The organism is Neisseria sp. P0008.S010 (assembly GCF_051962715.1).
Taxonomy (GTDB): Bacteria; Pseudomonadota; Gammaproteobacteria; order Burkholderiales; family Neisseriaceae; genus Neisseria; species Neisseria elongata.
Map to the genome: position 1 here is coordinate 1 of NZ_JBQCVA010000142.1, position 494 is coordinate 494.

General features: G+C 53.4%; 1 rRNA gene. It reads left to right on the forward strand.

What is annotated here, in order from left to right:
- Positions 1-494 (forward strand): 16S ribosomal RNA (locus ACTHSL_RS12910); the annotation flags it as partial.

The window sequence follows — 494 nt, forward strand, 5'->3', positions numbered from 1 at the left end:
GTATAAGAGACAGCCTACGGGTGGCAGCAGTGAGGAATATTGCGCAATGGGGGCAACCCTGACGCAGCGACGCCGCGTGGATGATGAAGGCCCTTGGGTCGTAAAATCCTGTCAGATGGAAAGAAATGTATAGCAGCTAATATCTGTTATATTTGACGGTACCATCAAAGGAAGCACCGGCTAACTCCGTGCCAGCAGCCGCGGTAATACGGAGGGTGCAAGCGTTGTTCGGAATTACTGGGCGTAAAGCGCGCGTAGGCGGTTTGCTAAGTCAGATGTGAAAGCCCTCGGCTTAACCGGGGACGTGCATTTGAAACTGGCAGACTTGAGTACTGGAGGGGGTGGTGGAATTCCCGGTGTAGAGGTGAAATTCGTAGATATCGGGAGGAATACCGGTGGCGAAGGCGACCACCTGGCCAGATACTGACGCTGAGGTGCGAAAGCGTGGGGAGCAAACAGGATTAGATACCCCTGTAGTCCTGTCTCTTATACAC